At 43.0% G+C, this 23690-nt stretch carries 22 protein-coding genes and 1 riboswitch; of the genes, 11 read left to right on the top strand and 11 right to left on the bottom strand.

What is annotated here, in order from left to right:
- Positions 1–49 precede the first annotated feature (49 nt).
- Both MK409_RS06155 and nrdI read left to right on the top strand, forming a co-directional pair.
- Positions 50–583, top strand: a complete 534-nt coding sequence (locus tag MK409_RS06155) for an ABC transporter permease (protein WP_268705682.1) — start codon at positions 50–52, stop codon at positions 581–583.
- 76 nt (positions 584–659) lie between these two features.
- Positions 660–1124 (top strand): class Ib ribonucleoside-diphosphate reductase assembly flavoprotein NrdI, encoded by a 465-nt coding sequence (nrdI, locus tag MK409_RS06150; RefSeq protein WP_268705681.1) that lies wholly within the window; start codon positions 660–662, stop codon positions 1122–1124.
- A gap of 109 nt (positions 1125–1233) precedes the next feature.
- Here nrdI and MK409_RS06145 read toward each other — a convergent pair whose 3' ends face one another.
- On the bottom strand, positions 1234–1479 hold the full coding sequence (locus tag MK409_RS06145; RefSeq protein WP_268705680.1) for a MarR family transcriptional regulator: 246 nt from the start codon (positions 1477–1479) through the stop codon (positions 1234–1236).
- 365 nt (positions 1480–1844) lie between these two features.
- Complete coding sequence (gene argS / locus MK409_RS06140; protein ID WP_268705679.1) at positions 1845–3533, bottom strand: arginine--tRNA ligase; 1689 nt, start codon at positions 3531–3533, stop codon at positions 1845–1847.
- A gap of 156 nt (positions 3534–3689) precedes the next feature.
- Here argS and argR point away from each other — a divergent pair, with 156 nt between their 5' ends.
- Complete coding sequence (gene argR, locus MK409_RS06135) at positions 3690–4136, top strand: arginine repressor (protein WP_004239711.1); 447 nt, start codon at positions 3690–3692, stop codon at positions 4134–4136.
- Between the two features lie 50 nt (positions 4137–4186).
- Complete coding sequence (mutS, locus tag MK409_RS06130) at positions 4187–6721, top strand: DNA mismatch repair protein MutS (RefSeq protein ID WP_268705678.1); 2535 nt, start codon at positions 4187–4189, stop codon at positions 6719–6721.
- Positions 6722–6761: 40 nt separating this feature from the next.
- Here mutS and MK409_RS06125 read toward each other — a convergent pair whose 3' ends face one another.
- Both MK409_RS06125 and MK409_RS06120 read right to left on the bottom strand, forming a co-directional pair.
- Positions 6762–7220, bottom strand: coding sequence for a DUF3021 domain-containing protein (locus MK409_RS06125; protein ID WP_268705677.1), 459 nt, complete (start codon positions 7218–7220; stop codon positions 6762–6764).
- On the bottom strand, positions 7217–7657 hold the full coding sequence (locus MK409_RS06120) for a LytTR family DNA-binding domain-containing protein (protein ID WP_268705676.1): 441 nt from the start codon (positions 7655–7657) through the stop codon (positions 7217–7219). The genes MK409_RS06125 and MK409_RS06120 overlap by 4 nt, the downstream gene beginning before the upstream one ends.
- A 208-nt stretch (positions 7658–7865) precedes the next feature.
- Here MK409_RS06120 and mutL point away from each other — a divergent pair, with 208 nt between their 5' ends.
- Positions 7866–9815, top strand: coding sequence for a DNA mismatch repair endonuclease MutL (mutL, locus tag MK409_RS06115; RefSeq protein ID WP_268705675.1), 1950 nt, complete (start codon positions 7866–7868; stop codon positions 9813–9815).
- A gap of 35 nt (positions 9816–9850) precedes the next feature.
- Here mutL and MK409_RS06110 read toward each other — a convergent pair whose 3' ends face one another.
- On the bottom strand, positions 9851–10372 hold the full coding sequence (locus MK409_RS06110; protein ID WP_268705674.1) for an RDD family protein: 522 nt from the start codon (positions 10370–10372) through the stop codon (positions 9851–9853).
- Positions 10356–10859 (bottom strand): helix-turn-helix domain-containing protein, encoded by a 504-nt coding sequence (locus tag MK409_RS06105; RefSeq protein WP_268705673.1) that lies wholly within the window; start codon positions 10857–10859, stop codon positions 10356–10358. The genes MK409_RS06110 and MK409_RS06105 overlap by 17 nt, the downstream gene beginning before the upstream one ends.
- A 159-nt stretch (positions 10860–11018) precedes the next feature.
- On the opposite strand from MK409_RS06105, the gene ruvA reads away from it, so the two are divergent.
- Genes ruvA through MK409_RS06090 form a run of 3 tightly spaced genes read left to right on the top strand, consistent with a single transcriptional unit; the run spans position 11019 to position 12857 of the window.
- The gene (ruvA, locus tag MK409_RS06100) at positions 11019–11612 is read left to right on the top strand and encodes a Holliday junction branch migration protein RuvA (RefSeq protein ID WP_268705672.1); all 594 of its coding nucleotides are present in this window, start codon (positions 11019–11021) and stop codon (positions 11610–11612) included.
- A gap of 9 nt (positions 11613–11621) precedes the next feature.
- Positions 11622–12182, top strand: a complete 561-nt coding sequence (locus MK409_RS06095; protein ID WP_268705671.1) for a DNA-3-methyladenine glycosylase I — start codon at positions 11622–11624, stop codon at positions 12180–12182.
- Positions 12183–12857, top strand: a complete 675-nt coding sequence (locus MK409_RS06090; protein WP_061428244.1) for a CPBP family intramembrane glutamic endopeptidase — start codon at positions 12183–12185, stop codon at positions 12855–12857.
- A 71-nt stretch (positions 12858–12928) separates the two neighbouring features.
- Here MK409_RS06090 and MK409_RS06085 read toward each other — a convergent pair whose 3' ends face one another.
- The 5 genes from MK409_RS06085 to MK409_RS06065 all read right to left on the bottom strand — a co-directional run bounded on the left by MK409_RS06085 (position 12929) and on the right by MK409_RS06065 (position 16564).
- Complete coding sequence (locus MK409_RS06085; RefSeq protein WP_000166112.1) at positions 12929–13192, bottom strand: SemiSWEET family transporter; 264 nt, start codon at positions 13190–13192, stop codon at positions 12929–12931.
- A 73-nt stretch (positions 13193–13265) separates the two neighbouring features.
- A complete protein-coding gene (locus tag MK409_RS06080; protein WP_268705785.1) occupies positions 13266–14300 on the bottom strand; it encodes a S66 family peptidase in 1035 nt (344 codons plus the stop codon).
- Between the two features lie 267 nt (positions 14301–14567).
- On the bottom strand, positions 14568–14915 hold the full coding sequence (locus MK409_RS06075; protein ID WP_007520826.1) for a TfoX/Sxy family protein: 348 nt from the start codon (positions 14913–14915) through the stop codon (positions 14568–14570).
- A gap of 15 nt (positions 14916–14930) precedes the next feature.
- Positions 14931–15608, bottom strand: a complete 678-nt coding sequence (locus MK409_RS06070; RefSeq protein WP_268705670.1) for a DUF1129 domain-containing protein — start codon at positions 15606–15608, stop codon at positions 14931–14933.
- Between the two features lie 11 nt (positions 15609–15619).
- A complete protein-coding gene (locus tag MK409_RS06065; RefSeq protein ID WP_000815616.1) occupies positions 15620–16564 on the bottom strand; it encodes a magnesium transporter CorA family protein in 945 nt (314 codons plus the stop codon).
- A 138-nt stretch (positions 16565–16702) separates the two neighbouring features.
- On the opposite strand from MK409_RS06065, the gene uvrA reads away from it, so the two are divergent.
- The 3 genes from uvrA (at position 16703) to mgtA (ending at position 23651) form a co-directional block, all read left to right on the top strand.
- Positions 16703–19534 carry an excinuclease ABC subunit UvrA gene (uvrA, locus tag MK409_RS06060; RefSeq protein ID WP_268705669.1) on the top strand — a complete coding sequence of 944 codons (2832 nt, stop codon included), beginning with the start codon at positions 16703–16705 and terminating at the stop codon, positions 19532–19534.
- Positions 19527–20588, top strand: a complete 1062-nt coding sequence (locus MK409_RS06055) for a M24 family metallopeptidase (RefSeq protein WP_268705668.1) — start codon at positions 19527–19529, stop codon at positions 20586–20588. The genes uvrA and MK409_RS06055 overlap by 8 nt, the downstream gene beginning before the upstream one ends.
- Before the next feature lie 55 nt (positions 20589–20643).
- A riboswitch (M-box (ykoK) riboswitch) is annotated at positions 20644–20795 on the top strand.
- A 195-nt stretch (positions 20796–20990) separates the two neighbouring features.
- Positions 20991–23651, top strand: coding sequence for a magnesium-translocating P-type ATPase (mgtA, locus tag MK409_RS06050; protein ID WP_268705667.1), 2661 nt, complete (start codon positions 20991–20993; stop codon positions 23649–23651).
- Positions 23652–23690: the final 39 nt, after the last annotated feature.

The following is a 23690-nucleotide window of genomic DNA, read 5'->3' as shown; positions in this document are numbered from 1 at the left end:
TCTGTACGAAAAATGCTATAATGTCCAAAAGGTTTTATAGGAGGATAATATGAAAAAGAAACCAATTTATCTCTGGATTTTGTTAGTCCTATCAGCACTCATTTCTGCTTCGTCATTATTTGGCATCTTGGGCCCAGTCCCTAGTAAGGAAGCTCTTCGTGCGAGCCTATCTAATAGTGGGTCTCTTACTGCTCAGCAAATAGAAGACACGGTTAACTATACCTACCAAGTAACAGCATCATCGCACTCAATTTTTAATGTAGTTTTGATTGTTTTATCTGCTATTTTAGTTGTGGTAGCCTTTGTGTTCTTAGTTCGTAAAAACGTCCAATTTGCCAACTATGCTTATCTTGGCTATCTTTTGCTAGCGATTGTTGGTTTGGTCTATTCTTTTGTGAACATTCAAGATGCAATTCAATTGATCAAAGATGATACCCTAGGCTTAGGAATAGGAGCATTAGCAAAAGGAACTGTTATTTTGTTCATGATTATCAATATCATCTTTTTAGCCTTAGTCTTTTACAAGATGTGGCGCCAGCAAAAAGATTTGGCTGAGGAAGCCGAAGCAGAGGAAGTTGCCTAAGTATTGACAAAAGAGAACTATCAAGTTACAATCTTGGTAGTTCTTTTAATATCCAAAAATAAAAATCGAGGTCAATATGAAAAAAATATCTTTAGTTTATATCAGTTTGAGTGGGAATACAGAGAGTTTTGTAACCCGACTTAAGGACTATCTCTTGTCTGAGCACGAAGGGATTGAGGTCCAAAAGATCCATATCAAGGATTTGGTCAAGGAAGGGAAAGATTTCTTTGAGATGGACCATCCCTATGTCGCTTTCTTACCGACCTATCTGGAAGGTGGAAATGGTGTCGACAACGGCGATGTTGAGATTTTAACGACTCCAGTGGGTGATTTTATCGCCTATGGAGACAATGCCAGTAAGTGTTTTGGTGTAGTGGGATCTGGCAATCGCAATTTTAATAATCAATACTGTTTGACTGCCAAGCAGTACAGCCAACGTTTTGGTTTCCCAGTTCTAGCAGATTTTGAAATGAGAGGCATGCTGGAAGATATTAAAAAGGTCGCAGCGATTATTGCAGACCTGTATGGATTGGAAAGTTAAGCTTCGGCTTAGCTTTTTCTTCTACTTTCTTGCTTTAAAATCTAAGAAGAATCTTTAGCCGTTTCATGAAGAAGAGAAAAATCCGAGAAGAAGACTTCTCGGATTTTGATTATTTGAGTTGCTCAGTGATTTCCTTGGAAAGCATGAGTCCCAAACGATAGCCCTTGTTGATGTAGGCGATGACATCATTGATATTCTCTGTTGTTTGGATTCTTTCGCGGATATCTGCTTTGAAAGTTTCGTCTTTCAAAAGCTGCTCCTGAAGAAGTTTCTGAAGTTTCTCTTTTTCGTATTTATTGATAAGAAAAAGAACGACAAGACTGATAAGAACTAATATATAAGCGTACTGGCTCATAAAATCTCCCCTGATTTGATAAAAAATTGAAGGCATAAGAAAAGCGAAAGAAATTTCGCTTTTCAACTAAGTCACTAGGCGAGCAGAACAGGTATCCAATAGCTAAAACCAGACAATTTGGACCTTTAACTGAAAAGTCCGCCCAGTTGAAATGAAGACTAGTAAAGCGCCAAGCCAAAGTCCGTATAGGATTTGACGTTAGTTACTTAGATTGCTTTGCAATCAAGTGATTTAAAAGATTACGACATGAGCCTAACCAAATCGATATTATTTGGTTAGGTGAATTAGTGAAGCAGTTAGCTAGTCTGCATATAGCGGCTAGCGTCTAACAATTAGGAACTTTAGTTCCAATTGTTAGTACTGAATCACATCTTCTCTGGCGCTTCTACTCCGAGCAAGCGAAGGGCTTCTTTGAGGACGACTGCGGTTGCGTAGCTGAGGGCTAGGCGGCTGTCACGCTCTGGGCTTTCATCCAAGATACGAGTGTGAGCATAGTATTTATTGAAAGCTTGAGCCAAGCTGATTGCATACTTAGCAATGAGCGATGGGTCATAGTTGTCAGAAGCACGTTTGATGACACGGGCAAAGTCTTGGAGAAGTTTGATGATTTCCCAGCTTTCAGCATCATTTAGACTGTAACTTTCTTGAGCATTTGGTTGGAAGTCAGCTTTTCTAAGTAGAGACTGAATACGAGCGTAAGCGTATTGGATGTATGGCCCAGTCTCACCTTCAAATGAAACCATTGCTTCCAAATCAAAGTCATAACCATTTCGACGATCAGTTTTCAGGTCGTAGAATTTGACAGCTCCAACCCCAACAGCTTGGGCGATTTGATCCTTGTTTTCAAGGTCAGGATTTTTTGCTTCGATTTGAGCTTTAGCACGAGTGATGGCTTCTTGGAGAGTTGGCTCGAGCAGGATGATGTTTCCTTTACGAGTAGAGAGTTTTTGGCGATTTTTGGTTACAAGACCAAAGTCAACGTGAACCATATCGTCACTCCAAGCAAATCCCATTTTCTTCAAGACGGCTTTCAACTGTTTAAAGTGGTTAGATTGCTCTTGGCCGACAGCATAGATATTTTTAACAAAGTTGTAAGTACGAGCACGGTAGATGGCTGTTGCGATATCACGAGTGATGTAGAGAGTAGCGCCATCTGATTTTTTAATCATAGCAGGTGGCAAATCGAAATCATCCAAGTTGACAATGCAAGCCCCTTGAGACTCTTCTAGCAAGCCTTTTTCTTCCAAGATTTGTACGGCTTCATCCATCTTGTCATTGTAGAAGGCTTCACCGTTTAAGCTATCAAATTCAACACCGAGTAGTTTGTAGATACGGTTGAATTCGACCAAACTTTCATCACGGAACCATTGCCAAAGTTGAGTTGCTTCAGGATCACCATCTTCTAGTTTTTTGAACCAGAGGCGACCTTCATCATCGAGAGCCTTGTCAGTTTCGATTTCGGCATTGATGCGAACGTAAAGTTTCAACAATTCATCGATTGGGTTGGCTTCGATGGCTTCTTTAGATCCCCACTTTTTATAAGCAACCATGAGAAGACCAAACTGTTTCCCCCAGTCTCCAAGGTGGTTGATTTTAATGGTTTTGTAGCCCATCTTCTTAAAGATATTAGAGAGGGCATCTCCGATAACGGTTGAACGCAAGTGGCCGACTGAGAAGGGTTTTGCGATATTGGGACTAGAAAGGTCGATCGTAATATTTTGCTCTTGGCCTTCCGTTTGTTGGGCGTAGTCAGCACCTTTTTCGATGATTTCTTTGATAACTGCACCAGAAATAGCAGATTTATCAAGGAAAAAGTTTACGTAAGGACCCGTTGCCACCACTTTTTCAAAGGCTTGGCTGTTGATCTTTGCAGCAATATCGGCAGCAATCACTTGCGGTGCCTTGCGTTCGACTTTTGCTAATGAGAAAGCAGGGAATGCGATGTCCCCCATATCTGAATTTTTAGGTTGTTCTAGTAAATTGAAAATAGCCTCTTGGTCCAGGCTATCGATGACGCTAGCCAATTCGCCAGCAATCAGTTTTTTTGTATTCATAAGTAGGCTCCTTTTGGGCTTTTCTTCTATTTTAACACAATTTACTACATTTTTTGAGAAAGAAAAGAATTTTTTTGAATTCTCTATTTTTTTTGGTATAATATAGTTATAAAATAAATGTAAAATTTGTTATAAATATTCGCTTAAGAGGATGATATGAGAAAAAGAGAACGGCATCAGTTGATTAAAAAGATGATCGCTGAAGAAAAACTTGGAACACAAAAAGAGATTCAAGATCGTCTTGAAGCTCAGAATGTCTATGTGACGCAAACGACTTTGTCACGTGATTTGCGTGAAATCGGCTTGACCAAGATCAAGAAAAATGATATGGTGTATTATGTACTAGCAAATGAGACAGATAAGATTGATTTAGTTGAGTTTTTGTCTCATCATTTAGAAGGAGTTGCAAGAGCAGAGTTTACCTTGGTACTTCATACTAAACTTGGGGAAGCTGCAGTCTTAGCAAACATTGTAGATGCAAACAAGGATGAATGGATTTTAGGAACGGTTGCTGGTGCTAATACCTTATTGGTTATTTGTCGAGACCAGCACGTTGCCAAGCTGATGGAAGATCGTTTGCTAGATTTGATGAAAGATAAATAAGGTCTTGGGAGTTGCTCTCAAGACTTATTTTTAGCAAGGAGAGACGGAAAATGGCAACAGAAAAGCTATCACCCGGCATGCAACAGTATGTGGATATTAAAAAGCAATACCCAGATGCTTTTTTGCTTTTTCGGATGGGTGATTTTTACGAGTTGTTCTATGAAGATGCAATCAATGCAGCACAGATTTTAGAAATTTCTTTAACAAGTCGGAATAAAAATGCAGAAAATCCGATACCCATGGCAGGTGTCCCCTATCATTCTGCCCAGCAGTATATCGATGTATTGATCGAGCAGGGCTACAAGGTGGCCATTGCCGAGCAGATGGAAGATCCCAAACAAGCAGTGGGGGTTGTCAAGCGAGAGGTGGTTCAGGTCATCACACCTGGTACAGTAGTTGATAGCAGTAAGCCCGATAGTCAGAATAATTTCTTGGTTGCCTTAGATCGTGATGGCAATCAATTTGGCCTAGCTTATATGGATCTAGTGACAGGTGATTTTTATGTGACAGGTTTATTGGATTTCACTCTCGTTTGTGGGGAAATTCGTAACCTCAAGGCTCGAGAAGTGGTGCTGGGTTATGACTTGTCTGAGGAAGAGGAGCAAATCCTCAGCCGCCAGATGAATCTTGTGCTTTCCCATGAGAAGGAAGGTTTTGAGGATATTCATTTACTGGATTCACGTTTAGCAGCTGTGGAGCAAGCAGCAGCTAGTAAGCTACTCCAGTATGTTCATCGAACCCAGATGCGGGAATTGAACCACCTCAAACCAGTTATCCGCTATGAAATCAAGGATTTCTTGCAGATGGATTATGCGACCAAGGCTAGTCTGGATTTGGTTGAGAATGCCCGTTCAGGCAAGAAGCAGGGGAGTCTTTTCTGGCTTTTGGATGAAACCAAAACAGCTATGGGCATGCGGCTCTTGCGCTCTTGGATCCATCGTCCCTTGATTGATAAGGAACGAATCGTCCAGCGTCAAGAGGTGGTGCAGGTCTTTCTTGACCATTTCTTTGAGCGTAGTGATTTAACGGACAGTCTCAAGGGTGTTTATGATATTGAACGCTTGGCTAGTCGTGTTTCTTTTGGCAAGACCAATCCCAAGGATCTCTTGCAACTAGCGACCACCTTATCTAGTGTGCCACGGATTCGAGCGATTTTAGAGGGAATGGAGCAGCCTGCTTTAGCTTATCTCATCGCACAGTTGGATGCCATTCCAGAGTTAGAGAGTTTGATTAGCGCAGCGATTGCTCCTGAAGCTCCTCATGTGATTACGGAAGGTGGCATTATCCGTACGGGATTTGATGAGACCTTAGACAAGTACCGTCGTGTCCTCAGAGAAGGGACCGGCTGGATTGCAGAGATTGAGGCTAAGGAGAGAGAAAACTCTGGCATCAGCACGCTCAAGATTGACTACAATAAAAAAGATGGCTACTATTTCCATGTGACCAATTCGCAACTGGGAAATGTGCCAGCCCACTTTTTCCGCAAGGCGACGTTGAAAAACTCGGAACGCTTTGGGACTGAGGAGTTGGCTCGTATCGAGGGAGATATGCTGGAGGCGCGTGAGAAGTCAGCCAATCTAGAGTACGAAATCTTTATGCGTATCCGTGAGGAAGTCAGCAAGTATATCCAGCGCTTGCAGGCTCTAGCCCAAGGAATTGCGACGGTTGATGTTTTGCAAAGTCTAGCAGTTGTGGCTGAAACCCAGCATTTGATCAGACCTGAGTTCGGTGACGACTCACAGATTGATATCCAGAAAGGTCGCCATGCTGTCGTTGAAAAGGTTATGGGAGCGCAGACCTACATTCCAAACAGCATCCAGATGTCAGAAGATACCAGCATTCAACTGATTACGGGGCCCAACATGAGTGGGAAGTCTACCTACATGCGCCAGCTAGCCATGACTGCGGTGATGGCTCAGATGGGTTCTTACGTGCCAGCAGAAAGTGCCTATTTGCCGATTTTTGATGCCATCTTTACCCGTATCGGAGCGGCAGATGATTTGGTTTCAGGTCAATCAACCTTTATGGTAGAGATGATGGAGGCCAACAATGCCATTTCGCATGCGACCAAGAACTCTCTCATTCTCTTTGATGAATTGGGACGGGGAACTGCAACTTATGACGGGATGGCTCTTGCCCAGTCCATCATCGAATACATTCATGAACATATCGGAGCCAAGACCCTCTTTGCGACCCACTATCATGAGTTGACTAGTCTGGAGTCCAGTTTGGAACACTTGGTCAATGTCCACGTGGCAACCTTGGAGCAGGATGGTCAGGTGACCTTCCTTCACAAGATTGAACCAGGTCCAGCTGACAAATCCTACGGTATCCATGTTGCTAAGATTGCTGGTTTACCAGCAGAACTTTTAGCAAGGGCAGATAAGATTTTGACACAACTGGAGAGCCAGGTACAAGAAAGTCCAACTCCGATGAGACAAACAAGCGCCGTCACGGAACAGATTTCTCTCTTTGATACGCCAGCAGAACATCCTATCCTAGCAGAATTAGCTCAACTGGATGTGAATAATATGACACCTATGCAGGCTATGAATGTCTTAGTTGAGTTCAAACAAAAATTATAAAAAGAATCCCACTCGCGCCTTTGTGAGTGGGATTTTTCTATTACTTTTTATGAGCCAAGAGTTGATTGATGTGGTCTACTTTTTTAGCTTCCCTTTTATAGAGGATAGTCCAGATGATAAGGTAGACAATCGCAAACTCTGGAATGAGCTGGAGATAGAAGGTCCAGTGGAAGGGGAACCAACCAGCCAGAGTTGCTAGTGGAACAAAGCCAGCCAGCATGAGGAAGAAATGGGAAAGTGTGGCACGGAGCAAGCTCCAGTCACGGCTGAATAAGCGACTGCCAAAGCTAAAGAGAACGCCGATAGCTGACCAGATAATCGTGCAGTAGAGCAAGACCAAGGCACCGTGAACCTGATGTTGAACCATCACTTGGCCGATGAGAGACTCGGGGCTCAGTGGGGCATAGGTATTTGGTGCATAAATGAGTGAAAAGATGATAGAGAGGATGAGGCCGATGAGTACACCAGTGGCTGCATCGTGAAAGATTTGTTTTTTCATAGTTCTAATTTCTCCTTGATGGTTTTTAGGTAACGGCGAGATGAGTAAGTAAAGCTTTCGTTTTTGAGAAAGATTTCGACCAGGCCGTTGGGGGTTAGCTTGAGATGAGAGATAGCGTCAATATTAACGATTTCTGATTGGGAAATCTGGATAAAAGTGGTCGGCAGAATGTCAAGCACTTGATAGAGCCGCAAATCAATGGTATAGGTCTGAGATACAGTTTCTGCTAGAATCTTGCGATTCTCGATATAGAAGCGTTGTATCTTACCAATCTTAACTAGATAGACCTGATCATCAATCTTTCCTTTGATTGTTTCTTTTTGGTCAAGATTTTCTGCGAACTCGATGACTTTCTGGACTTTTTCGGTCGGCTGAGGTGCTTGGATAATCAGCTTTTCCTCCTCGTAAGTCTCCTTAATCTGTAGTTCTACTTTCATAAATTTCCCTCCTTTTCAGTTATACAAGGTTGTGATCACTTCCTGTACACCTTTATTAAACACTATTTTACGACCCATGGCAAGAGCTTTTGTCTATGTGGAGAGATTTGGAGTCTATGTGGTATTTGCTTTTTCTGATAGTATCTGAAATATGGTATAATAGCACTAATCAATTTCTAGGAAAATAGATACAGAAAGGGGCTGAAAGATGTCTCAAATTATTGAATTGCCAGAGGTGCTGGCAAACCAGATCGCAGCAGGAGAGGTTATTGAACGTCCTGCCAGTGTGGTGAAAGAGTTGGTAGAAAATGCCATTGACGCGGGCTCAAGTCAGATTATCATTGAGATTGAGGAATCAGGTCTCAAGAAGATTCAAATCACCGATAATGGTCATGGAATTGCCCACGATGAGGTGGAATTGGCCCTGCGTCGCCATGCAACCAGTAAGATAAAAAATCAAGCAGACCTTTTTCGGATTCGGACGCTTGGTTTTCGAGGTGAAGCCCTGCCCTCTATCGCTTCCGTCAGTGTCTTGACTCTGTTGACGGCGGTGGATGGTGCAAGTCATGGGACTAAGCTCGTTGCGCGTGGGGGTCAAGTCGAAGAAATCATCCCAGCGACAAGTCCTGTGGGAACCAAGGTTTGTGTGGAGGACCTCTTTTTCAACACGCCTGCCCGTCTCAAGTATATGAAGAGCCAGCAAGCGGAGCTGTCTCATATCATCGATATTGTCAACCGTCTGGGCCTTGCTCATCCTGAGATTTCTTTTAGTTTGATTAGTGATGGCAAAGAAATGACACGAACAGCTGGAACTGGTCAACTGCGTCAAGCCATTGCAGGAATTTACGGTTTGGCTAGTGCCAAGAAGATGATAGCCATTGAGAATTCGGATCTAGACTTTGAAATTACAGGTTTTGTGTCCTTGCCGGAGTTGACTCGTGCCAACCGCAATTATATCAGCCTCTTCATCAATGGGCGATATATCAAGAACTTCTTGCTCAATCGTGCTATTCTTGACGGCTATGGCAGTAAACTTATGGTGGGACGCTTTCCGCTGGCCGTGATTCATATCCATATTGACCCTTATCTAGCGGATGTCAATGTGCATCCAACCAAGCAAGAAGTACGGATTTCCAAGGAAAGAGAGCTGATGAAGCTGGTCTCAGAAGCTATCGCAAACAGTCTCAAGGAACAAGCCTTGATACCTGATGCTTTAGAAAATCTTGCCAAGTCGACCGTACGCAATCGTCAAAAGGTAGAGCAGACCATTCTTCCACTCAAAGAAAATACGCTCTACTATGAAAAAAAAGAACTCTCAAAACCCAGTCAAGCTGAGGTGGCTGATCATCAGGTTGAATTAACTGAGGAAGGTAGGGACCTAACCCTGTTTGCCAAGGAAACCTTGGATCAGCTGACCAAGCCAGCAAAACTGTATTTTGCAGAGAGAAAGCCAGCTAGCTATGACCAACTAGACCATCCAGAACTAGATTTAGCCAGTCTCGATAAAGCCTATGACAAGCTGGAGCGAGAAGAATCATCCAGCTTCCCAGAGTTGGAATTTTTCGGGCAAATGCACGGGACCTATCTCTTTGCCCAAGGTCGAGATGGACTCTATATCATAGACCAGCATGCGGCTCAGGAACGGGTTAAGTACGAGGAATACCGTGAAAGCATTGGCAATGTTGACCAGAGCCAGCAACAACTCCTAGTACCTTACATCTTTGAATTTCCTGCGGATGACGCCCTTCGTCTCAGAGAAAGAATGCCTCTCTTAGAGGAAGTGGGTGTCTTTCTAGCTGAGTACGGGGAAAATCAATTCATCCTTCGAGAACATCCGATTTGGATGGCAGAAGAGGAAATCGAATCTGGGATCTATGAGATGTGTGATATGCTCCTCTTGACCAAGGAAGTTTCTATCAAGAAATACCGAGCAGAGCTAGCCATCATGATGTCCTGCAAGCGGTCCATCAAGGCCAACCATCGCATCGATGACCACTCAGCTAGACAGCTTCTCTACCAACTCTCCCAATGTGACAACCCCTATAACTGTCCACACGGACGTCCTGTTTTGGTTCACTTTACCAAGTCGGACATGGAAAAGATGTTCCGTCGCATTCAGGAAAATCATACCAGCCTTCGAGAGTTGGGGAAATACTAAACCTTATAGAAAATCAAACAGCCCTAGTTATAAAACTAGAGCTGTTTTGAATTTTTGAGCTGAACTTGTGTTCCAGCAAGCAAATCAGCTGGATGACGTTTGTCCTTGCGAAGGAGTCCCATCAGCAGAAAAATCAAGAAGAGAATCCCTGCTGAGGTTGACAAGAAAATTGACAGAGCATCTGCTTGATAAGCACTACGAATAGCTCCCATATGTCCCAACTGCCAAGGGAAAAACTTGATAGCAGAGCGCAAAAGGCTGTGGGAAAGGCTACTATGCTTGTAAATCAGCTGTAAACCTGCCCAACGCTTGCCAAAACTTCCTTTTCTATAGTCGAGCCAAGCAAAGATGATAGTTAGGGGCAGAACAGAGCTAGAAAAAGCCAGAAGTTGGCTCTGGGCTTCAGTGAATACGGGAACGCCTCCTAGAACTAGATTGTAAAAGCCCATAGCTAGTAAAAATAAAGAAATGAGGTAGCCCGAGATAAAGAGCCAGTCTCCAATCAGCTCTTTCAGACGAGTTTTGATAGGTATGGGATTGTCAGTTTTTAGTTTCATCTTTAGCACCTTCTTTCTTAAAATCATCAAGGCCTATAACCTTGTCCAGATACTTTTGCTTAATCTTTAGCGCCTTGTTAATAGCCATTGCAGAAGCGATTAAGAGAACGAAGGTTAGCCAGATCAAAGCAGTGAATTCGGCTGGAAAACTAGAACCAGCTAAAAAGAGATAGATAGCCAGAGCCAATACGAAAATATAAATCACTTGCCAAAGACCAAAGGATTTAACCTCTTTATAGTAATTGTCCTTGTCTTCCTCCAAAATCACTGCCGTGGAACCTTTTTCAAAGTTTTCATCCAGTAAGAGATGGTCAGTTGTCACTTGAAAAATCTTGCTTAATTCAATGATTTTTTCGATTTCAGGAAGTACTTGTCCAGACTCCCATTTGGAGATGCTTTGCCGAGAAACATTGATTTGTTCTGCTAGTTTTTCCTGGGACCAACCTTTTTCCTTTCTGAGCTCAAATAGTTTTTCTGCGAGTTTCATTATTCTATCCTCCTTTTTCTACTTCTATCCTAACAATTTTTACTTATAATGAGAATACAATCTCCTGTACTATTTGTCAACTAGAGGTTGCACTTTTTGTTGCAGTCTGTCTTGGGGAAATATGGTATACTAGATAGGCAAAATAAGGGAGAAAAAATTATGTACGAATATCTAAAAGGAATCATTACCAAAATCACTGCCAAATACATCGTCTTAGAGGTCAATGGTGTCGGCTATATCTTGCATGTAGCCAATCCTTATGCCTACTCAGGTCAGGTCAATCAAGAAACTCAGATTTATGTGCACCAAGTCATCCGTGAGGATGCCCATCTGCTTTATGGTTTTCGCTCAGAAGATGAGAAAAAACTTTTTCTTAGTCTGATTTCGGTCTCAGGGATTGGTCCTGTATCAGCTTTGGCTATTATCGCTGCCGATGACAATGCTGGCTTGGTTCAAGCCATCGAGACTAAGAATATCACCTACTTGACCAAGTTCCCCAAAATTGGTAAGAAAACAGCCCAGCAAATGGTTCTGGACTTGGAAGGCAAGGTGGTTGTGGCTAGTGATGCCCTTCCTGCCAAAGTCGCAGTACAAGCCAGTGCTGAAAACCAAGAATTGGAAGAAGCTATGGAAGCCATGTTGGCGCTAGGCTACAAGGCAACAGAGCTCAAGAAAATCAAGAAATTCTTTGAAGGAACGACGGATACAGCAGAGAACTATATCAAGTCTGCCCTCAAGATGTTGGTCAAATAGGAGAAGTCTATGCCAAAACGCTGTGGTTGGGTTAAAATGAACAACCCTTTATATGTAGCCTATCATGATGAAGAGTGGGGCCAACCTCTTCATGATGACCGTGCTCTTTTTGAGTTGTTGTGTTTGGAAACTTACCAGTCGGGTCTATCTTGGGAAACGGTACTAAACAAACGCCAAGGATTCCGAGAAGCATTTCATGGCTATCAAATTCAAGCGGTCGCGGAAATGACAGATGGGGAGTTGGAAGCCTTGTTAGAGAATCCAGCCATCATCCGAAATCGTGCCAAGCTCTTTGCGACGCGTGCCAACGCCCAAGCATTTTTACAAATCCAGAAAACCTTTGGCTCTTTTGACGCTTATCTCTGGTCCTTTGTTGAGGGAAAAACGATCGTGAATGATGTTCCTGACTATCACCTAGCACCTGCTAAAACAGTCTTGTCTGAAAAATTAGCTAAAGATCTCAAAAAACAAGGATTCAAGTTTACAGGTCCAGTCGCAGTTTTGGCTTTTCTTCAGGCGGCAGGTCTGGTTGATGACCACGAGAATGATTGTGAGTGGAAGGGGAGATAAATAATGTCTAATAAACATAAGGGAATCCTTATTTTTGCGATTCTCTATACAGTTCTCTTTGTATTTGATGGCGTTAAATTGCTGGCTTTCTTGATGCCATCTGCTATTGCAAATTATCTAGTTTATGTAGTACTAGCTCTATATGGCTCTTTCTTGTTTAAGGATCGATTGATCAAACAATGGAATGAGATTAGAAAGACTAAAAGGAAATTCTTCTTTTGCGTCTTAACAGGATGGCTCTTTCTCTTTCTGATGACTTTTGTCTTTGAATTTGTATCAGAGATGTTGAAGCAGTTTTTTGGGCTAGTCGGACAAGGTCTAAACCAGTCGAATATTCAAAGTACCTTTCAAGAACAACCAATACTGATAGCAGTTTTCGCCTGTATCATAGGACCTTTTGTGGAAGAACTCTTTTTCCGTCAGCTCTTGTTACATCACTTGCAGAAACGTCTGTCAAGTTGGCTAAGCATTCTTCTGGTAGGACTTGTTTTTGCTCTGACTCATATGCACAGTTTGGATTTATCCGAGTGGGTCAGTGCAGTCGGTTATCTAGGTGGAGGCATTGCCTTTTCTATCATCTATGTGAAAGAAAAAGAGAATATTTATTATCCTCTAGTTGTTCATATGTTAGGCAATAGCCTTCCCTTGATTATTTTAGTTATCAGTAGTATGTGACGTTTTAGTAGTTATACAAGAGAAAAAGCTGAGAATCTCCTCTCAGCTTTTTGATTATATGCTAGTAATTTTTATAGTGCAGTGAGAAATGTCAGTCCACCTAAGACAACGCCGGCTGAGTTTGGAATAATTAGTATCCAATCCTTCTTAGGTTCTTTTGTCCATCCGTAAATAACCCAAATTAAACAAGATACTGCTGCGGATAAAGGCTGAAATGGTTGAGCCTTGTTGCCTTGTAAATTGGCAAAAATTTGTGGGATGTAGGCGATAAATACAATAATCCCGATAAAGGCCCCGATTGAACCGACAATTTGATTTATTTTTTGTTTAGTCATATACACCTCCTTCAAAAAGATATCATAGAAATTAGCGAAAATCAATACAAAAGCATAAAAATGGAGAAATTGTTTATTTTTTGTTATAGTCAAAGCGAATGACTTGCTCTTTTGCATCCACATAAGCATAGACGCCAAAGGGTACAATGGCTCTTGGTGTGGCGTGCCCAACGTTTAGATTATAGACAATTGGGATATTGCTGTCAACGATGCTCATTAGTGCCTCTTTATAGTCGTCATAGAAGGCTTCATCCATTGGCTTTCCGACCAAGAGTCCACTGATGACCTCAAATACCCCAGTTTCTTTCAAAGCCAGCACCATCTTTTTGAAGTTTTCCGGCTCAGGCTTCTCTTCGCTTGTTTCTAACAAAAGAATCTTTCCTTCCCAGTCGGATAAGTCAGGGAAGAGTTTGTACCTTTGGCAGAGCTCCGTGCTATCTACGTATCGAGAATTGTCAAAGATATCATAGAGGGATTCAAGGCAACCGCCGAGAATTTCTCCCTCAAACTGGGTATTTCCTTGTAACAAATCAAAGCCTGTATTTACATGACTGATACGAGCTGTTCCCAGGGCCTTGGGACTAAAATCAGTTCGTTCCTCATACCAAACGTCGCTAGGGCGGATTTCTGAGATTCTTCCAGTCTCAATCAGTTCTTTAAAGTAGTGAAAGCTATAGGGCAACATCTCCTTGTCCAATTCACAAATGTCTGCTAGAAAGGATTGCCCATAAAAAGTCTTGACCCCTAGTTTGTGCAACATAAGGTGGTTCATAGTAGTATCCGAGAAGCCAAGAAAAATCTTTGGCTTGATAACCTTTTGAAGCTGGTCGTTTTCAAAAAGATAAGGTAGCAAGCGATAGGTATCATCCCCACCGATGGCGCATAGGATCATGTCGATGCTATCGTCCGAAAAGGCCTGCATCAAATCTTCTGCACGTGCCTCAGGATGGTCCTTGATAAAGTCTAAACCCTTTAGCGAATGGGGCAAGAAGACAGAATTAAGTCCCAAATCCTTGAGGCGTTGAATACCCAAGTCGACTTCGTGTTTGACAAAATTCTCTCCGATAATGCCACTAGACAAACTAACAATACCAATAGTAGAAACTATATCTCATCCTCCTAGAAATAGATTGATACTCTTCGAAAATCAAATTCAAACCACGTCAGCTTTGCCTTGCCGTACTTAAGTACAGCCTGCGGCTAGCTTCCTAGTTTGCTCTTTGATTTTCATTGAGTATGAGCCTATTTTATCACAAAAGATGAAAGAAAACTATAAGAATCAGACTCAGAAGTTCTATTGAATTTCAAGAAAGCAAGTGAAAAAGCAACCGCCTGTGCAGTTGCTTTTCGTTTTTCTAATCTCGCTAGATATGAGTTACTTGGTCAACTCTTGATTATAGGAGAGAGCTAAATCAATCCAGTAAGGAAGTTCTTTTTGACCTTCGATATCTAGGTCTATATAGCCATGATAAGGTCGCCCTCTCATCAATGTAGTACGAGCTCCTGTTCGGGGTAGAACTTGCTTTTCCATTTCTTTGCCAATTCTCACCATAACCAGCTCGTCTTTTCTGGAACTGACTGTAAGGACCATTTTCCCACGAATCATAAAGGCAAGGCCACCAAACAGTTTCTTTTCTTCTAACTCTTCTTCGAAAATTTGGGGAGGAAGTTTGAGCGCTAGAATTTTTCGAATCTGCTGAGCTAAGGATTGACTATATGCCATAGCTTTTCACTTTTCTTAATAACGTGATGGGCCCGCGCTTGCACTTCGGATGTTGAAACGTTTCTTGAGATAGAAGCGAAGGGCGAGAAGGGCAGCTCCCAGGATAGCCAAAGGCAATGGAGCAAGGACTGGATTGAGGTTGGCTGGTAGGAAGCTTGTTGCAAAGAAGACAACCAACCAAAGGACCATAGAAGTCAGGATAACGAGGATTGATTTCCAGAATGGAGGACGTTGGCTACGGTCTGTGTCTGGTCCATAGTACTGGTAGACAAAGTAGTACATCAAGTAGAAGGCAAGTCCTCCTACAAGTCCAACCAACAAGAGGGTAATCAACCCATAGCCAATAGCCTGATCTGTAGAGAAAAAGGTAGTCAGAGCGCTAACCAATGCAAAGAGACTGGTGATAAAAAGGGCTGAGTCCATAATCATGAGTTTTGGATCGTCATTTTCTTTTGGATGCTCTTTTTCGTATTGCTCCTTGACAGTGAAGCTATGAGCCCAGTGGGTTGGAGCCCCGTAGAGGGAACGTGCAGTCGTTCCTTTGGCTTGCTCTTCAAGGATTTTAGGAATGACTTCCTCAAAGACGGCCTTGATTTCAGCGTCTGTTTTACCATCTTTGATAAATTGTTGGGTAGCGATATGGATAAACTCTTGGTTTTTCTTAGTTAATTTTTGTAAATCAATCTGAGACATAGGGATTCCTCTTAGAACCATTTTTTATGGATGAGATAGAGAGTGAGCGAAACACTCATAGCAAAGGCGATAAAGACGATTAACCAGAAGGCGTGTGGCTCACCGTTTAGAGGGATTTCATTATCCTTGAAGTTCATCCCGTAGGCTGAGAAGATCATGGTTGGGACAGACATGACAATGGTCACGAGAGCCAGAGTTTTCATGATGTTGTTCTGGTTGTTGGAAATGATAGAGGCAAAGGTCTCTGTCATAGAATGAAGGACATTTCCATAGATATCTGCCATCTCGATGGCCTGTTGGGTTTCAATCAGGGTGTCTTCGAGCAGGTCTTCGTCTTCTAGGTATTTCTTGATATTGCTAGTTGCGCTGGTCAATTTCTTAATCACGCGCTCGTTCGTCTTAAGTGAGGCCTTGAAATAGACGATGGTCTTTTCCAATTCCATGAGTTCGATCAGTTCTTCGTTTCGAGTGGATTTGTGAAGTTGACTTTCGATCTGGTCACTCTTACGGTCAATCGAACGAAGGGCTGTCAGGTAAAGTTCAGCGTTGCGGTAGAGAATCTGGAAGATAAAACGTGAACGCATGAAAGTGTAGAAATTGCGCAGTCTACGGTTGATAAAGACATCGAGAACAGGGAGGGGCTCCAAGCAGGTAGTGATAATGGTCTCCTCGGTGATGATAATCCCTAGCGGAATCGTTACGTAGTAGGTGCGATTGTTTCTTTCCTCTGTGATGGGAACGTCTACGATGATCAAAGTATACTCATCTTCAATGGTAATACGGGACATTTCTTCCGCATCAAGCGGTGCTCGAAGGTCGGCAATATCAATGTCAAAGGCGTTAGCGATTTCCAACGATTCATTTTGTGTAGGATTGACGAGATTGATCCAAGTACCCGGTTCAAGCGTGTCGATCTCTTTAAATTCCGTTGTTGTTGAGAGAAAAACTTGTTTCATATCCCCTATCCTTTCCTACTATCTTCAGTGATTCATTTTTTGCACCGTACTATTATACTATAAAAACAGCTTTTTGGGTAATAGAATTTCACATTTTTTGGTATAATGGAAAGCAATAATGGACTAGAAAGAACAAAGATGCAAGATAAAATTGTCATTCATGGGGCACGTGCCCATAACTTAAAAAATATTGATGTGGAGATTCCGCGAGACAAGCTGGTTGTTGTGACTGGTTTGTCAGGTTCTGGGAAATCCAGTCTGGCCTTTGATACCCTCTATGCTGAGGGCCAACGTCGCTATGTAGAGAGTCTATCAGCCTATGCTCGCCAGTTTTTGGGCAACATGGAAAAACCAGATGTGGATGCCATTGATGGTCTCAGCCCAGCTATTTCCATCGACCAGAAAACGACTAGTAAAAACCCTCGTTCGACCGTTGGAACAACGACTGAAATCAATGACTATCTGCGTCTCCTCTACGCACGTGTGGGGACGCCTTACTGTATCAACGGACACGGGGCTATCAAGGCTTCTTCTGTGGAGCAGATCGTTGATAAGGTCTTAGAATTGCCAGAACGCCAACGCTTGCAGATTTTGGCCCCTGTTATCCGCAAGAAAAAAGGACAACATAAGAGCGTCATTGAAAAGATTCAGAAAGATGGCTATGTTCGTGTCCGAGTGGATGGGGAAGTCTATGATGTGACCGAAGTACCAGAGTTGTCCAAGAGCAAGCAACACAATATCGATGTCGTGGTCGACCGTATTGTCATCAAGGAGGGCATTCGTAGCCGTCTCTTTGATTCCATTGAGGCTGCCCTTCGTATTGCAGAAGGTTATGTGATTATCGACACTATGGACGATTCTGAGTTGCTCTTTTCTGAGCACTATGCCTGCCCGGTTTGTGGTTTTACCGTACCAGAGTTAGAGCCTCGTCTCTTCTCCTTCAATGCTCCTTTTGGCTCTTGTAGTGAGTGTGATGGTTTGGGCATCAAGCTGGAGGTGGATGTTGACTTGGTGGTTCCTGATACCAGCAAAACTTTGCGTGAGGGAGCATTAGCACCTTGGAATCCTATCTCTTCCAACTACTATCCAAATATGCTAGAGCAGGCCATGACAGCCTTTGGAGTGGATATGGATAAGCCTTTTGAGGACTTGTCAGAAGAAGATAAGAATTTGATTCTCTACGGCTCGGATGGCAAGGAATTCCATTTCCACTATGAAAATGAATTTGGTGGAGTGCGCGATATTGACATTCCTTTTGAGGGGGTTGTCAATAATATCAAGCGTCGTTACCATGAGACTAACAGTGATTACACGCGCACCCAGATGCGCCTCTACATGAATGAGCTAACCTGCGGAACTTGCCACGGCTATCGTCTCAACGACCAGGCCCTGTCTGTTCGTGTGGGTGGAGAGCAAGGACCCCATATCGGTGAAATCTCAGACCTGTCTATCGCAGACCACTTGGAGTTGGTGAGTCAGCTGACCCTGTCTGAAAATGAAGCCATCATTGCTCGGCCTATTCTTAAGGAAATCAAGGATCGCTTGACCTTCCTCAATAACGTAGGTCTTAACTATCTGACGCTGTCGCGTTCGGCAGGAACCCTTTCAGGTGGGGAGAGTCAGCGTATTCGCTTGGCAACCCAGATTGGGTCCAACCTCTCAGGTGTCCTCTATATATTAGATGAGCCGTCCATCGGACTTCACCAGAGGGATAATGACCGCCTGATTGCCAGTCTGAAAAAGATGCGTGACTTGGGGAATACCCTGATCGTGGTAGAACACGATGAGGACACCATGAGAGAGGCGGATTATCTGATTGACGTAGGTCCTGGTGCGGGAGCATTTGGTGGGGAGATTGTCGCTGCAGGTACGCCTAAGCAGGTGGCTCGCAATAGCAAGTCTATCACAGGTCAGTACTTGTCAGGTAAACGAGCGATTCCAGTGCCAGAAGAGCGCCGTGCCGGAAATGGTCGTTTTATCGAGGTGACGGGTGCGCGTGAGAACAACTTGCAAAATATCACTGCTCGCTTCCCATTAGGAAAATTCATTGCGGTGACAGGTGTGTCAGGTTCAGGGAAATCGACCTTAATCAACAGCATCCTCAAAAAAGCTATTGCCCAGAAGCTCAACCGCAATTCAGACAAGCCTGGTAAATTCAAAACCATCACAGGGATTGAGCATGTCGATCGTCTGATTGATATTGACCAGAGTCCAATCGGACGGACGCCGAGGTCCAACCCTGCTACCTATACGGGAGTTTTTGACGACATCCGTGACCTCTTTGCCCAGACAAATGAGGCCAAGATTCGAGGCTACAAGAAGGGTCGTTTCAGTTTCAACGTCAAGGGTGGTCGTTGTGAAGCCTGCTCAGGTGACGGGATTATCAAGATTGAGATGCACTTCTTGCCAGATGTTTATGTGGCTTGTGAAGTCTGCCATGGGACTCGCTACAACAGTGAAACCCTAGAAGTTCACTACAAGGAAAAGAACATCTCGCAAGTCTTGGATATGACGGTTAATGATGCGGTGGAATTTTTCCAACACATTCCAAAAATTCAACGCAAACTCCAGACTATCAAGGATGTAGGGCTGGGCTATGTAACCTTAGGACAACCAGCTACCACCCTTTCAGGAGGAGAAGCCCAGCGTATGAAGCTGGCTAGTGAACTCCACAAACGCTCGACAGGGAAATCCTTCTATATTCTGGATGAGCCAACTACAGGGCTTCATACTGAGGATATCGCTCGCTTGCTTAAAGTCTTAGCTCGCTTTGTCGACGATGGCAATACTGTCCTCGTCATTGAGCACAATCTGGATGTCATCAAGACGGCAGACCATATCATCGATTTGGGACCTGAGGGCGGTGTCGGTGGTGGAACTATCATCGCAACAGGAACCCCAGAAGAAGTAGCGGCCAATGAAGCCAGCTACACAGGACACTATTTGAAAGGAAAGTTACATCATGAATAAACGTGTGCAAGAATTTCTAGCTAAAATGAAAGAAAAAGAACTAGATGGTATCATCATCAACAACCTTAAAAACGTCTATTATTTGACTGGTTTTTGGGGTTCAAATGGAACAGTCTTTATCAGCCGTGACCGTCAGGTTTTGGTGACAGACTCTCGCTATATCATTGCAGCTAAGCAAGAAGTGACAGGTTTTGAGATTGTGGCTGACCGCGATGAATTGGCTGTTATTGCAGGCATTGTTAAGGATATGGGCTTGTCTCGCGTCGGTTTTGAAGACGAGATTTCGGTCTCTTATTACCACCGTATGCAGCCAGCTTTTGCAGGAATCGACTTGCTTCCGCAGACTCAGTTTGTTGAAGCACTTCGTATGATTAAGGATGAGAAAGAGATTGCGACTATTCGCAAGGCTTGTTCTATCTCAGACCAAGCTTTCCGAGATGCACTTGACTTTATCAAACCAGGAAAAACTGAGATCGAAATTGCCAACTTCCTTGATTTCCGCATGCGTGAGCTAGGAGCGGCAGGCTTGTCTTTTGATACCATTTTAGCAAGTGGCATCAACTCTTCTAAACCCCATGCTCATCCAATGCACAAACCGGTTGAAGCGGGAGAAGCCATTACCATGGACTTCGGCTGTCTCTACGACCACTATGTCAGTGATATGACACGGACCATCTACCTCGGTCATGTCAGTGACGAGCAGGCAGAGATTTACAATACGGTCCTGAAAGCCAACCAAGCCTTGATTGATCAAGCTAAGGATGGCTTAGGTTTCCGCGACTTTGACAAAATCCCTCGTGATATTATCATCGAGGCAGGCTATGGTGACTACTTTACCCACGGTATTGGACACGGTATCGGACTGGATATTCACGAAGAACCTTACTTTAGCCAAACTTCCAAAGAAGTCATTAAATCCGGTATGGTCTTGACTGATGAACCAGGTATTTATATTGAAGGAAAATACGGCGTTCGTATTGAAGATGATATCTTAATTACAGATAACGGTTGCGAATTGTTGACTCTAGCACCGAAGGAATTAATTGTCATTTAAGAAAATTATGATAAATCGTTGACTTTTATATTTTAAAGGTTTATACTGATAGACGAAAACGGTAGGTGAGGCTACCATAGGGATACGGATGACTACCGCAAAGCAGTGGAGACACTACTCGTTGGTCAACAGTCTTGGTCGCGAAGGCCAAGACTAAGCTCATTACATCGCCCTATGGAGTTAAAGCTTGAACGAAAAAACAGATAATTAGTTTTTTAATCCTGCCATTTTATGGCAGGATTTTCTGCTGTTTTAAGAAAAAGAAAGGAGACAAACGATGCAAATTGACGACCACCCAGAACCGCACATACACAGCCAATCGCTGATTTGTGTCGTTCTGCCCTTATAAAGTGATTGGTCTCTGTGTATGAAACACATCATTCATACAGATAGGAGAAACCAATGAAAACTACAAAAGAAAGATTAGCAACAGCTATTCACACACCTCTAAACGAAACTTTATCTTTTTATAAGACAAGTCTAACAGGCTTGACTGAGGAGCAGGTGGAGAAAAATCGTGACCTATATGGCGAAAACACCATCACCAAGGGCCAAGAAGACAGTATCCTCAAAAAGATTTACGAATCGATTATCAATCCATTTACAATCATCCTTCTTGTCATCGCTATGATTTCCATGGTGACCAATGTCTGGTTGGCGAAGCCTGGACAAGAAGATCCGACGACCTCTATCATCATCGTCGTTCTCGTTCTAATCTCTGGTGGCATACGCTTTGTCCAAGAACTGCGAAGTGACAAAGCTGCGACCAATCTTTCAAAAATGATTGTGAATACAGCTACGGTTATTCGCGAAGGCCAGAGTTTAGAGATCGCAATTGAAGATTTAGTAGTTGGAGATATAGTCAAATTAAGTGCTGGGGATATGATTCCGGCAGACCTCCTTTTGATTGAATCACGCGATTTCTTTGTCCAACAGTCTGGTTTGACAGGTGAAAGTGACTCGGTTGAGAAACTAGCCTTGTCAAAAATGAGTCAGTCAAACTTTGATAGTCTGCTAGAAGCAGAAGCGCTCGCCTTTATGGGAACCAATGTGATATCAGGAAGCGCCAAGGCTTTGATTCTAGCGGTCGGGGATGACACCATGATGGGAGAAATCGAGCAGACTCTCAATACCTATGACGAACCGACCTCTTTTGAACGGGAGATGAACAGTATCTCTTGGCTCTTGATCCGTTTGATGTTGGTCATGGTTCCCATCGTCTTTCTCTCCAATGGCTTGACAGATGGCGACTGGCTGGAAGCAGGTATGTTTGCATTGAGTGTTGGTGTTGGATTGACACCTGAGATGCTTCCTATGATCATCACGGCTAGTTTAGCAAAAGGCTCCATTATCATGGCTAAGGAAAAAGTCGTCATCAAAAAACTCAATGCCATACAGGACCTAGGTGCTATTGATATCTTATGCACGGATAAAACCGGAACCCTTACCCAAGACGAAATTGTCCTTGAATATCCTTTGGATATACATGGAGATTTGGATTTATCTGTGTTGAGACGTGCCTATCTCAATTCCTATTTTCAAACGGGTTTGAAAAACTTGATGGACCGTGCCATTATCAGTAGAACTGAAAAAGAAGCTAAAGAACACGCTATTCTACAAAATTTGGATACTAGCTTCCAAAAAATAGATGAATTACCCTTTGATTTTGAACGCAGACGGATGAGTGTCATCGTCAAGGATGAGAACGAAGTTGTTAGTTTGGTAACCAAGGGTGCTCTAGAGGAAATGCTTGCGATTTCAACCCATGTGGAATATCAAGGTCAAATTAGTCCTTTGACGGATGATATCCGTGTGGAAATCTTAAAAGAAGTAGATCAACTTAATCAACAGGGATTGCGAGTCTTGGGAGTCGCTTATAAAACAGGCCTAAAAGAAGGTTTTGCTTACTCAGTTGAAGATGAAAAGGAGATGATTCTAACAGGATATCTTGCCTTTCTAGATCCACCAAAACCATCAGCAGCACCTGCTATCCAAGCTTTGTTAGAACACGGTGTTCAAACAAAGATCTTGACGGGGGACAATGAGAAGGTAACCCAAGCAGTTTGCGAAAAAGTTGGTCTAGATGTTGATCAAATCTTGTTGGGTTCTGATATTGACGCCATGACGGACGAAGAGTTGGCCCAAGCTGTCGAGAAGGTGACCGTCTTTGCCAAACTCTCTCCTGATCAAAAGGCACGAATCATTTTACAAATCAAATCTAATGGACATTGTGTCGGTTATATGGGAGATGGGATCAATGATGCCCCTTCTATGAAAGTGGCAGATGTGGGGATTTCTGTTGATACAGCAGTAGATATTGCCAAAGAAACGGCTGATGTCATTTTGCTAGATAAGGATTTGATGGTGCTTGAAAAAGGGCTGGTTGAAGGACGCAAAGTCTATGCTAATATGACCAAATATATCAAGATGACGGTCAGCTCTAATTTCGGGAACATTTTCTCTCTGTTAGTGTCTGGTATCTTTTTACCTTTCCTGCCAATGGCTCCGATTCACTTGATTGTGTTAAACCTCGTCTACGACCTTTCTTGCATTGCCTTGCCATTTGATAATGTGGATGAAGACTTTTTAAAACATCCCCATAAGTGGGAGGCTAAGTCTATTACTCGTTTTATGATTTGGATGGGTCCGATTTCTTCCGCCTTTGATATTTTGACCTTTATCTTGCTCTATTTTGTCATTGTTCCAATGGCGACAGGTCAAGCTTATGCTCACGGAGCAGAGTCTGCAACGGGCTTTATCATCTTGTTCCAGACAGGTTGGTTCATTGAATCCATGTGGTCCCAAACTATGGTTATCCATATGCTCCGTTCAGCAAAACTTCCTTTCTTACAAAGTCGTCCATCATGGTTTGTTCTTGGAACAACCTTGCTAGCAGCTAGTTTTGTGACCTTCCTTCCCTACTCTTCAATTGCTAGCCTGCTTCATTTAACCCCTTTGGAACCCATTTATTTCCTCTTTTTGCTTTTGATTATCGTTCTCTATATGATAAGTGTTACAGTTGTAAAACGATTGTATATCAAAAAATTTAAAAGTTGGTTATAAATTGATTTTGTCAAGAAAAAAGTACGAAAATCGCGAAAA

This window comes from Streptococcus oralis, assembly GCF_026782375.1.
Taxonomy (GTDB): Bacteria; Bacillota; Bacilli; order Lactobacillales; family Streptococcaceae; genus Streptococcus; species Streptococcus oralis_CL.
Note: the sequence above shows the minus strand (reverse complement) of the source record. Positions and strands in the feature narration are given on the sequence as shown.

Excerpts from the sequence above, each read along its gene's own strand:
- MK409_RS06155 (WP_268705682.1), top strand. The coding sequence starts at position 50 with ATGAAAAAGAAACCAATTTATCTCTGGATTTTGTTAGTCCTATCAGCA.
- nrdI (WP_268705681.1), top strand. The coding sequence starts at position 660 with ATGAAAAAAATATCTTTAGTTTATATCAGTTTGAGTGGGAATACAGAG.
- MK409_RS06145 (WP_268705680.1), bottom strand. The coding sequence starts at position 1,479 with ATGAGCCAGTACGCTTATATATTAGTTCTTATCAGTCTTGTCGTTCTT.
- argS (WP_268705679.1), bottom strand. The coding sequence starts at position 3,533 with ATGAATACAAAAAAACTGATTGCTGGCGAATTGGCTAGCGTCATCGAT.
- argR (WP_004239711.1), top strand. The coding sequence starts at position 3,690 with ATGAGAAAAAGAGAACGGCATCAGTTGATTAAAAAGATGATCGCTGAA.
- mutS (WP_268705678.1), top strand. The coding sequence starts at position 4,187 with ATGGCAACAGAAAAGCTATCACCCGGCATGCAACAGTATGTGGATATT.
- MK409_RS06125 (WP_268705677.1), bottom strand. The coding sequence starts at position 7,220 with ATGAAAAAACAAATCTTTCACGATGCAGCCACTGGTGTACTCATCGGC.
- MK409_RS06120 (WP_268705676.1), bottom strand. The coding sequence starts at position 7,657 with ATGAAAGTAGAACTACAGATTAAGGAGACTTACGAGGAGGAAAAGCTG.
- mutL (WP_268705675.1), top strand. The coding sequence starts at position 7,866 with ATGTCTCAAATTATTGAATTGCCAGAGGTGCTGGCAAACCAGATCGCA.
- MK409_RS06110 (WP_268705674.1), bottom strand. The coding sequence starts at position 10,372 with ATGAAACTAAAAACTGACAATCCCATACCTATCAAAACTCGTCTGAAA.
- MK409_RS06105 (WP_268705673.1), bottom strand. The coding sequence starts at position 10,859 with ATGAAACTCGCAGAAAAACTATTTGAGCTCAGAAAGGAAAAAGGTTGG.
- ruvA (WP_268705672.1), top strand. The coding sequence starts at position 11,019 with ATGTACGAATATCTAAAAGGAATCATTACCAAAATCACTGCCAAATAC.
- MK409_RS06095 (WP_268705671.1), top strand. The coding sequence starts at position 11,622 with ATGCCAAAACGCTGTGGTTGGGTTAAAATGAACAACCCTTTATATGTA.
- MK409_RS06085 (WP_000166112.1), bottom strand. The coding sequence starts at position 13,192 with ATGACTAAACAAAAAATAAATCAAATTGTCGGTTCAATCGGGGCCTTT.
- MK409_RS06075 (WP_007520826.1), bottom strand. The coding sequence starts at position 14,915 with ATGGCATATAGTCAATCCTTAGCTCAGCAGATTCGAAAAATTCTAGCG.
- MK409_RS06070 (WP_268705670.1), bottom strand. The coding sequence starts at position 15,608 with ATGTCTCAGATTGATTTACAAAAATTAACTAAGAAAAACCAAGAGTTT.
- MK409_RS06065 (WP_000815616.1), bottom strand. The coding sequence starts at position 16,564 with ATGAAACAAGTTTTTCTCTCAACAACAACGGAATTTAAAGAGATCGAC.
- uvrA (WP_268705669.1), top strand. The coding sequence starts at position 16,703 with ATGCAAGATAAAATTGTCATTCATGGGGCACGTGCCCATAACTTAAAA.
- MK409_RS06055 (WP_268705668.1), top strand. The coding sequence starts at position 19,527 with ATGAATAAACGTGTGCAAGAATTTCTAGCTAAAATGAAAGAAAAAGAA.
- mgtA (WP_268705667.1), top strand. The coding sequence starts at position 20,991 with ATGAAAACTACAAAAGAAAGATTAGCAACAGCTATTCACACACCTCTA.